Annotated in this window: 10 protein-coding genes; 6 read left to right on the top strand and 4 right to left on the bottom strand. The window is 70.3% G+C overall.

Annotated features, from left to right (window positions below):
• Nucleotides 1-2,585, bottom strand: a 2,585-nt coding sequence (alaS, locus tag FV222_RS10200) for an alanine--tRNA ligase (protein ID WP_147814137.1), incomplete at its 3' end; no start/stop codon positions are given.
• Nucleotides 2,586-2,900: 315 nt separating this feature from the next.
• On the opposite strand from alaS, the gene FV222_RS10195 reads away from it, so the two are divergent.
• From FV222_RS10195 to FV222_RS10175, 5 genes are all read left to right on the top strand, one after another.
• Nucleotides 2,901-4,085: a transglycosylase SLT domain-containing protein gene (locus FV222_RS10195; RefSeq protein ID WP_147764030.1), complete on the top strand. Its 1,185-nt coding sequence runs from the start codon at nucleotides 2,901-2,903 to the stop codon at nucleotides 4,083-4,085.
• Between the two features lie 181 nt (nucleotides 4,086-4,266).
• A complete protein-coding gene (locus FV222_RS10190) occupies nucleotides 4,267-4,788 on the top strand; it encodes a response regulator (RefSeq protein ID WP_147814139.1) in 522 nt (173 codons plus the stop codon).
• 117 nt (nucleotides 4,789-4,905) lie between these two features.
• Entirely contained in the window at nucleotides 4,906-5,805 is a 900-nt protein-coding gene (locus FV222_RS10185) for a transglutaminase family protein (protein ID WP_147764031.1), read from the top strand.
• A gap of 68 nt (nucleotides 5,806-5,873) precedes the next feature.
• Entirely contained in the window at nucleotides 5,874-6,692 is an 819-nt protein-coding gene (locus FV222_RS10180; protein WP_147764032.1) for a transglutaminase family protein, read from the top strand.
• A 150-nt stretch (nucleotides 6,693-6,842) separates the two neighbouring features.
• Nucleotides 6,843-7,514: a L,D-transpeptidase gene (locus FV222_RS10175; RefSeq protein WP_147814135.1), complete on the top strand. Its 672-nt coding sequence runs from the start codon at nucleotides 6,843-6,845 to the stop codon at nucleotides 7,512-7,514.
• Nucleotides 7,515-7,580: 66 nt separating this feature from the next.
• Here FV222_RS10175 and FV222_RS31870 read toward each other — a convergent pair whose 3' ends face one another.
• From FV222_RS31870 to FV222_RS10165, 3 genes are all read right to left on the bottom strand, one after another.
• Nucleotides 7,581-7,703: a hypothetical protein gene (locus FV222_RS31870; protein ID WP_281406882.1), complete on the bottom strand. Its 123-nt coding sequence runs from the start codon at nucleotides 7,701-7,703 to the stop codon at nucleotides 7,581-7,583.
• Nucleotides 7,704-8,144: 441 nt separating this feature from the next.
• A complete protein-coding gene (locus FV222_RS10170; protein ID WP_147764034.1) occupies nucleotides 8,145-8,480 on the bottom strand; it encodes a hypothetical protein in 336 nt (111 codons plus the stop codon).
• Nucleotides 8,481-8,641: 161 nt separating this feature from the next.
• Nucleotides 8,642-9,130 (bottom strand): phasin, encoded by a 489-nt coding sequence (locus FV222_RS10165; RefSeq protein ID WP_147764035.1) that lies wholly within the window; start codon nucleotides 9,128-9,130, stop codon nucleotides 8,642-8,644.
• A gap of 228 nt (nucleotides 9,131-9,358) precedes the next feature.
• Between FV222_RS10165 and FV222_RS10160 the strand changes: the two genes are divergently transcribed.
• The coding region (locus FV222_RS10160) for a hypothetical protein (RefSeq protein ID WP_210248474.1) at nucleotides 9,359-9,595 on the top strand (237 nt) is incomplete at its 3' end.

Here is a 9,595-nt window from a genome sequence, read left to right as displayed (position 1 = left end):
CCGCCGCCCTTGCCGCCGAGATGGCCGGCGCCGGCCCGCACCAGGGCGACGGCGTCGTAGCGCTCGGTGAGGTCGGCGGTGACGCCGACCACGAGACCGGCCTTGCCGTCGGCGCCGACGCCGACGATGGCGACGATGCCGGAGCCGAGCTTCTGCTTGCCGGCATCGGCCAGGCTCTTGAGGTCGCGCATCTCGACGCCCTCGATGGCGCGCGCCATCAGCTTGACGCCTGCCACCTCCGTGGCCTCGTCGCCGCCTCCGGCGCTGCCGCCCATCGCCAGCTTCTTGCGCAGGTCCGAGACCTCGCGCTCCAGCCGGCGGCGATCCTCCAGCAGCCCTGTGAGCCGGTCGGACACCTCCGCCACCGGCGCCTTGAGCTGGGAGGCGAGCGCCCCGAGGGTGCGGCTCTCCTCGCTGCGGTGTCGGCGGGCGGCGTCGGCCGTCATCGCCTCGATGCGGCGGATGCCGGCGCCGACCGCGCTCTCGGCGAGGATCGTGATGGTGCCGATGTCGCCGGTGCGGGCGGCGTGCGTGCCGCCGCAGAGCTCGATCGAGAAGCTCTTTAGGCGCCCGCCCTCGACCTCCCGCCCGGCCTCGTCCACCGGCCGGCCCATGGAGACGACGCGGACCTCATCGCCGTACTTCTCGCCAAACAGCGCGCGGGCGCCGGATTCGATCGCCTCGTCCACCGCCATCAGCTTGGTCACCACCGGCGCGTTCTGCAGCAGCACCGCGTTGGCGATATCCTCGACGCGGGCGAGTTCGGCTGCCTCGATCGGCTTCGGGTGGGAGATGTCGAAGCGTAGGCGCTCGGACGAGACGAGCGAGCCCTTCTGCGCGACGTGGTCGCCGAGCACCTGGCGCAAGGCTTCGTGCAGGAGGTGGGTGGCGGAGTGGTTGGCGCGGATCGCGGCCCGGCGGGCGTGGTCGACCTTCAGCTCGACGGCCTGGCCGACGCTTAGCGTACCTTCGTCCACGGTGACGTGGTGGACGAAGAGATCGCCGAGCTTCTTCTCGGTGTTGGTGACCCGCGCCTTCAGCCCCGGCGCCGCGAGCGTGCCGGTGTCGCCGACCTGGCCGCCCGATTCGGCGTAGAATGGCGTCTGGTTGGCCACGAGCAGCCCGCTCTCGCCGGCCTGCAGGGCCTCGACCTCGGCGCCGTCGCGCAGCAGCGCCGTCACGACGCCCTCGGCGGCCTCTGCCTCGTAGCCCAGGAACTCGGTGGCGCCGGTTCGGTCGCGCACGGAGAACCACACGGTCTCGGTGGCGGCCTCGCCCGAGCCCGACCACGCCGCGCGCGCCGCTTGCTTCTGGCGCTGCATCGCGACGGCGAAGGCGTCGGTGTCGACGCCGATGCCGCGGGCCTTCAGTGCGTCCTGCGTCAGGTCGAGGGGGAAGCCGTAGGTATCGTAGAGGGTGAAGGCGGTCTCGCCGGCGAGGTTCTGGCCGGCGTCGAGGTCGCGGGTCTCGGCGTCGAGGATCGCGAGGCCGCGCTCCAGGGTGCGGCGGAAGCGGGTCTCCTCGAGGCGCAGGGTCTCGGAGATCAGGCTCTCGGCCCGCACCAGCTCGGTGTAGGCCTGCCCCATCTCGCGCACCAGCGTCGGCACCAGGCGGAACATCACGGGCTCGCGCGAGCCGAGCAGCTCGAGGTGGCGCATGGCGCGGCGCAGGATGCGGCGCAGCACGTAGCCGCGGCCCTCGTTGCCCGGCAGCACGCCGTCCCCGATCAGGAAGCTGCCGGCGCGCAGATGGTCGGCGATGACGCGGTAGGAGGCGACGTTGGAGGCCGCCGGCGGCCGGCCGACCGCGTGCGACACGGCGTCGATCAGCGCGCGGAAGAGGTCGGTCTCGTAGTTCGAGGTCACGCCCTGTAGGATCGCGGCCATGCGCTCGAGGCCCATGCCGGTGTCGATCGACGGACGCGGCAGGACCAGCCGGTTGCCCGGCTCGACCTGCTCGTACTGCATGAACACGAGGTTCCAGAACTCGAGGAAGCGGTCGCCGTCTTCGTCGGGCGAGCCGGGTGGGCCGCCGGCGAGCCCCGGACCCTGGTCGATGAAGATCTCCGAGCACGGCCCGCAGGGACCGGTGTCGCCCATCTGCCAGAAGTTGTCCGAGGTGCCGATGCGGATGATCCGGTCGTCGGAGAACCCGGCGATCTTGCGCCACAGCGTCGCCGCCTCGTCGTCGTCGGCGTACACGGTGACCAGGAGCCGGTCCGGCTTCAGGCCGAACTCCTTGGTGATCAGGTTCCAAGCCAGCTCGATCGCTCGCGGCTTGAAGTAGTCGCCGAACGAGAAGTTGCCGAGCATCTCGAAGAAGGTATGGTGACGCGCGGTGTAGCCGACGTTGTCGAGGTCGTTGTGCTTGCCGCCGGCGCGGACGCATTTCTGCGCCGTCGTCGCCTGGCTGTAGGGGCGCTTCTCGACGCCGGTGAAGACGTTCTTGAACTGCACCATCCCGGCGTTGGTGAACATCAGGGTCGGGTCGTTCTTCGGCACGAGCGAGGACGAGGGCACGATCGTGTGCCCCGCACCCGCGAAGTAGTCGAGGAAGGCCGACCGGATCTCGTTGACGCCGCTCATCGGATAACTCTGTGCTGGGCCGGGCTTTTTCGCGCGGCGACGCCCGGCCGTCCCGGGCCGTTCGTCGCGGATGCGCCCTCATACGGAGGGACGGGCTCCAAGTCACGGGTTCCGATCACAAGTCACAGTTTCCGATCATGGGTTCGCAACTTGGGTCCGCGCGAAGGGCTCGCGAGAGGGTAGCGGATGCCTGGGCGCGCAAAACCGGCGGCGCCACCGGAATGACCCAACCGCGGCCGTGTTGTCGCCACATCTGTCAAGCCAGATCAGGGGGTGGCGCCGCCGTCGGCGCGAAACCGGGATTTTGAGTCGCACATGCTGGGCCGCACCGTCGGAACGTCTCGCAAGGCCATCACGTCCAGCACCGCCGGCGCCTCCAAGGTGGCGCCCACGGGCCGTTTTGGCGCAGGCGCCGCCGACTGCATCACCCTCTCCGCCCCGGTCGGCCGCGGCCACGGCAGCCGCCCGGCGCTCGCCCGCTCCGTCCTCTCGATGTCGCTGTTCGCCGGCGCGTTGAGCGCCCTGCTGATCGGCTCGGGCGTCGAGCTCGGCAAGATCGGCCTCGAGAACGCGGTATCCTCGGCCCAGGCCGCCACCGAGATCCCGATGCCGCGCCCGCGCATCCAGGTGAGCGCGCTGCCGCCCGTCGTCGCCGAGGCCCCGGTGGTGCTGCGCGCCTCCTCGGCCTTCGCCGCGGTCCACGACCTGGACACCGAGCTCGGCTCCAACGCGGTCGACCGCGTCTCCTACGACTTCCTGCTCTCGGAGAGCGCCGGCGGCGACCCGAACGACGTGCTCGAGTTCGGGCCGATGAAGATCCGCCGCCACATCGTTCAGACGATCGTGCGCGCCGCGCAAGCCGTGCAGACCGATCCGGTGCTGCTGATGGCGGTGGCCGACAAGGAATCGAGCTTCATCACCGCCGTTCAGGCCAAGACCTCTTCGGCCACCGGCCTGTACCAGTTCATCGAGCGGACCTGGCTCGGCTGCGTGCGCGACTTCGGCGCCAAGTACGGGATGGAGAAGGAGGCTGCGGTGATCGTCCCCGACGCCAACGACCGGCCGACGGTGGCGGATGCCGCCGAGCGCACCCGGATCCTTGAATTGCGCCGCGACCCCTACCTCTCGGCGCTGCTCGCCGGCGAGATGCTGAAGCGCGACGCCGCGCGGATTTCCCTGCGGATCGGGCGCGAGCTGTCGCTCGGCGAGGTCTACCTCGCCCACTTCCTTGGGCCGGACGACGCCGAATCGTTCCTTGCCAAGGTCGTCGACAAGCCCGGTGCCGCCGCCGCCCAGCTGCTTCCCGGGCCGGCGCGTGCCAACCGCTCGATCTTCTTCGCCTCCGAGCGCAGCCGTCGCCGCAAGGCCGCGAGCTTGTCGGTCGCCCAGGTCCACGAGAAGTTCGAGGCGATGATGAGCGCACGCGGGGCGCGCTACCGCGACGTCCGCGCCGTGTCGGGCGTGATGGCCTACGCCGACGCCGACGCGACGGCCCGCTGATTTTTCGCGGTCCGCCCGGATCGAACGACCGCCTGAATCGTGGAGCCGGCGCAACTGACGGCGCGTTCCCGACTTCTTGCTTCAAGAGCCTCCGCATCCGCGGGGCGCGACGCGAAGACTTCGGGGGAAGTTCTTGACCAATCCGCTGCGCCATCGGCCCATCGACACCTTGAGCCCCGACATCCCCCTCGACCGGATCGGGGAGACCCTGGCCTCGTTCTACGACAGCCTGGTCGCCGAGGGCGTGCCGGAGCATCTGGCCGCCCTGGTGCGCAAGGTCCGGCAGTCCGAGGCCGGCGAGCCTGCCGCGGCACCGGTCGCACAGCCGCAGCGCATCGCGCTGGTGGTCGAGGACAACCCGGAAGTGCGCGGCCTCGCCGAGGCCCTGCTCGAGGAGACCGAGCTCGCGGTGGTCGGCTGCGACAGCGCCGAGGCGGCGCTCGCGGTTCTGCAGGCGCGCGGCGGCGACGTCGCCCTGGTTTTCGCCGACGTGCGTCTGGCGGGCGAGATGGACGGGCTCCAGCTGGCGCATGCGGTCGCGACGCTGTGGCCGCGGGCGCGGCTGGTCGTCACCTCCGGGCATTGCGTTGGCCACCCCGAGATTCCGGTGGAGGCTGTCTTCATTCAGAAGCCCTGGCGCGCCTTCGACGTGCTGGTGGAAGCCGAGCGTGCCGTGGGCGGGTCGGCGCCGCCGATCCGCTGACGCCAAGCGTTTCCTCGACGGAAGCGTTTCCTCCGCGATGGCGAGTCGGGACGGGCGCCGAGGCGTGATACTTGCAGCGTGGCCGTCGCACCGGCGCATCCGCGGAGTGTTACGTCCTTGCCGATCCTGTCCGTCCGGCACGTCACCGTGTACCGCTACCGTCGCCCGGTCTCCTTCGGCGAGCACCGGATCATGTTCCGCCCGCGGGACAGCTACGACCAGCGCCTGATCGAGGCCACCCTCGACATCGACCCGCTGCCGGCGAGCGTGCGGTGGATGTTCGACGTGTTCGGCAACTGCGTCGCGATCGCGAGCTTCGACACGCGCAGCGACACCCTGCGGTTCACCTGCGGCATCACCCTCGACCACACCCCGGAGCACGCGCCGGTGTTCCCGCTGGCGCCGCACGCGACCCATTATCCGTTCTGCTACGGCGTCGAGGACATGCCCGACCTGTCGCGCTCGATCGAGCGGCAATGGCCGGACACCCACCACATGGTCGATGCCTGGGCGCGCAGCTTCATCCCGGCCGACGGCCGCATCCCGACCCAGGACCTGCTCGCCGACATGACCCGCGGCATCCGCCGCAACTTTACCTACCTCGCCCGCAGCGAGAAGGGCGTGCAGGACCCGGTGACGACGCTCCGCCTCAAGCGCGGCTCGTGCCGCGACTTCGCGGTGCTGATGATGGAGGGCGTGCGCTCCCTCGGCATGGCGGCCCGCTTCGTCTCCGGCTACCTCTACAATCCGCGCAACGATCGCGACCGTCACGTCGGCGGCGGCTCGACTCATGCCTGGGTCGGCGTCTACCTGCCCGGCGCCGGCTGGATCGAGTTCGACCCGACCAACGGCATCGTCGGCAACCGCGACCTGATCCGCGTCGCCATCGCCCGCGACCCGCGGCAGGCGGTGCCGCTGCACGGCTCGTATTTCGGTCTGGCGAGCGACGACCTCGGCATGCGCGTCGACGTCGCCGTGACTGAGAAATCGGCACCGGACCTCGTCCCGGCGCAATAGGCATCCCGGCTCGCCGGGGCGGACACGCCCGGCGCGCGCTTCGGTGAGAAAGGTTGGCAGGTGGCGCGATGAAGATCAGGACCGGTTTCGATATCGCCTTCGACTCAGCGCAGCCGACCCCGATGATCCTGATGCTCAGCATCCACCCGTCACGCCTGCCGGACCTGGTGACGCCGCAGGCGATCAGTTTCGATCCGCCGATCCCCTGCCATCAATACGAGGATGCCTTAGGCAACCTCTGCCATCGCATCGTCACGCCGACCGGCCTGCTGACGATCTCGGCCGACTTCACGGTGCGGGATTCCGGCCTGCCGGACGCATATGCGCCGGATGCACGGCAGTTCGCGGTGCAGGACCTGCCGGACGAGGTCCTCGTCTACCTCCTCGGCTCGCGCTACTGCGACACCGACAAGCTCTCGCAGACCGCTTGGTCGCTGTTCGGCGCGACGCCGGAGGGCTGGGCCCGGGTCCAGGCGATCGTCGATTACACCCACGAGCGCATCCGCTTCGACTACATGCGCGCCGACGCCACCCGCAGCGCCCATGACGGCTTCATGCAGCGCGAGGGCGTGTGCCGCGACTTCGCGCACTTGGCCGTCACCTTCTGCCGCTGCATGAACATCCCGGCGCGCTACTGCACCGGCTATCTCGGCGACATCGGCGTGCCGAAGGACCCGGCGCCGATGGACTTCTCCGCCTGGTTCGAGGTCTACCTCGACGGGCCGCAGGGCGGATGCTGGTACACGTTCGACGCCCGCCACAACGCACCGCGCATCGGCCGCATCGTCATGGCCCGCGGGCGCGACGCCACCGACGTCGCGATCACCACCAACTTCGGCTACGTGCACCTCGCCCGCTTCGACGTGCACACCGACGAGGTGGCGTGAGCGCGCCCCGCCGGGCGGGTCACATCTTCGCCGGCCACGTCTTGTCCGCTTACGTATTCCCGCGCCGCTGAAATCTTCGCCCGGCCGTGGAACCCTCTGCCTATGCTCACGCTTGTAATGGCAAAGGTTACTGCACAGGTAGGCCACATCATGAAGACCTCAGCCACCGCTCTCGCCGCCCTCCTCGGACTTTCGATTGTTGCCAGCGTGCCGGCCATGGCCGCCTCGACCTACGATCCCTTCGGCACCGATGCCGGATACGAGCAGGACCAGTCCTACGGTTACCAGGGCACGCAGAGCCGTGACTATTACGGCCAGCGTCCCGTCTACGAGCCGGGCTACGGCCAGGGCGTGCAGGCCGCGCCGCAGGCGCAGGTCCAGCCGATCCCGCGCGAGATCGTGGCGTTCGACGGCAACTACGCCCCGGGCACCGTGGTCGTCTCCACCGCCGAGCGTCGCCTGTACTTCGTGATGCCGAACGGCGAGGCGATCCGCTACGGCGTCGGCGTCGGCCGTCCCGGCTTCACTTGGTCGGGCACCAAGACCGTGACCGCCAAGAAGGAGTGGCCGTCGTGGACGCCCCCGGCCGCGATGATCGCCCGTCGCCCCGACCTGCCGCGCTACATGGCCGGCGGCATCGAGAACCCGCTCGGCGCGCGCGCCATGTACATCGGCAACACCGAGTACCGCATCCACGGCTCCAACGAGCCGGACACGATCGGTCAAGCCGTGTCCTCGGGCTGCATCCGGATGACCAACGACGACGTCACCGACCTCTACGAGCGCGTGAAGGTCGGCTCCAAGGTCGTCGTCCTGAACTGATCTCGCGCGACGCGACTTCGCGATCCGATTGGGGCCGCGCCATCCGGAAGGGTGGCGCGGCCCTCGTCATTCCGCCGCGTAGGCGTCGTCGACCGCGTAGAGGCGGCACGGATTGCCGCCGGCCGACGATTGCAGCGCTTCAGCGCCGCCTCGATCGCCGCCGCCTTCGTGCCCTGCGCGGTCTGCCACGCGTAGGCGCTGCCGGCGCTGACGGCGAAGGCCTTGTGCGAGGCCGCCGCGCGATAGGTGTCGAAATCCCTACGTTCGCCGGCGCCGACCTGCGGCGGCGGTCGGATGGCCGCGCGCCCGGAGGAAGGCCTCGACGATCGGCTCCCAGATCGGTCCGCCCCCTTGCGTGAACAGGCCGTGCCCGTCCGAGCCCGTCGGCGGCCCAACGCGGCGAGCCGTGGCTGATCAGCGCCAAGAGATGCCGGCCCAGGGTGCCGGGCGTCATCACCAGGGCATCGAGCCCCTCCGGCCCGGCGACGTCCATCGGAGCCCGAATCGCTTCCGTGCCGAGCCCCTGCGCCGACGCGGCGGCGACACCGAGCCCCGACGCGAGGCCGACGCCCGCGAGCCATCGCGCGCTCAGCGAATCGCCCGTCGCGGGCCTGCGGCCGGATCGTCCGTTCAGGGCACCACGCGGCCGACCGCGGTCTGCGGCTGGCTGAAGGAGGCGATCGGCATGTCGCAGAAGCAGCGCGCCCCGAGCGGGCGCGGACCCGGCAGCGGGCAGGAATAGGGCTGCGGCCCGGAGAGGCCCTGCTGGACCGCATCGCAGTTCAGGCCGACCGGGCGGGCCGGGCCCGGGCGCTCGCCGCGCCGCGGGTAGACGGGACGTTCGTCGTAGGCCGGGCGCTCCTCGTAATACCCGCGCCGCGGCGCATCGTAGTACTGCGCGTCGGCGGCCTGCACGGCGCAGGTCGCGAGGAGGGCGGCGAGGCCGAGGCGTGTGATCTGTCGCATGGCATCCCTGTCGGCGGAGGGTCTGATGCCCGGTCCGGGCGCGACGCAGGCATGCCCGCGCAATCGGGGCGAAAACGAGACGGCCCGCCCCCGATGGATCGGGAACGGGCCGGGAGCGGGCGCGGGTGGCCCGCCCTCGAGGGGCGAGCCTGGCGGCGGGCTTAGTGGGTCGCCTTGTTGGCGGCGTCCTGCGAGTGGTGCGCGGCCTGCTTGGCGGCGTCGGCGCCCTGCTCCATCGCCTTGCGGGCGTTGTCGGCACCTTCCTGCATCGCGGACTTGGCGCGCTCGGCACCCTGCTGCATCGCGTTCTGGGCGAGGCCGCCGAAATCCTTGGCCTGCGCCTGGATCGCGGCGAACTGGCTGCGCACGAACTCGGCCTGGTGCTGCATCGCCTCCTGCACGTCCTTCGAACGGACGAGCTTCTGCGCGAGGTCGAAGGCGGCGTTGACGTTCTGCTCGGCATACTCGAAGCCGCGGGAGGACACGTCCTTGACGCTAGTGCGGGTCACCTCTGTGGAGCCGGTGACGGTCTCCGCGGTGCGGCGTGCGGCGCCGATGAAGCTGTCGAAGGCCTTGCGGGCCTGGTCGACGCTCTTCTCGGCGAAGTCGCGCATCTCGGTCGGGACTTCGTAGGTCGGGGGATTGCTCATCGCTCGTCTCCTCTCACGTTGCCTGTGAACGCATCATTGTGCGCTGCACAATAACACATGTATCATCGTACGCCACCCGCCGGAGCAGCATTAACGTTGATGCGAGGTAAACGTGTGACGGACGCGCGAAAGGTCCAGCGTCCGGAGCCGCTCCGCCTACAATAAGCCTTGGGCAATCATATTTTCCGTCACGAAACGGGCTGGGGCGCGGCCGATGGGGACTGTTCTGTGAACGTTGGCGACAGCACGCGCGCGGGCCTCCAGGCCGCACTGGAGGCCTGGGCGGGCGATCCCGTCCTGGCCGCGCCGCTAGCTGATTCGGCGCGCGCCTTCCTCGTCCTCGACGGGATGGCGACCACGATCCTGCACGCCTCGCCGGCCGCCGTGCCGTTCCGCGACGCGGTGGCGGATGAGGTGGGCCGCTTGAGCCCCGGCCTCGCCGGCCAGATCCGCGCCGTCAGCGGC

It is taken from the genome of Methylobacterium sp. WL103, assembly GCF_008039885.1.
Classification (GTDB): Bacteria; Pseudomonadota; Alphaproteobacteria; order Rhizobiales; family Beijerinckiaceae; genus Methylobacterium; species Methylobacterium cerastii.
Note: the sequence above shows the minus strand (reverse complement) of the source record. Positions and strands in the feature narration are given on the sequence as shown.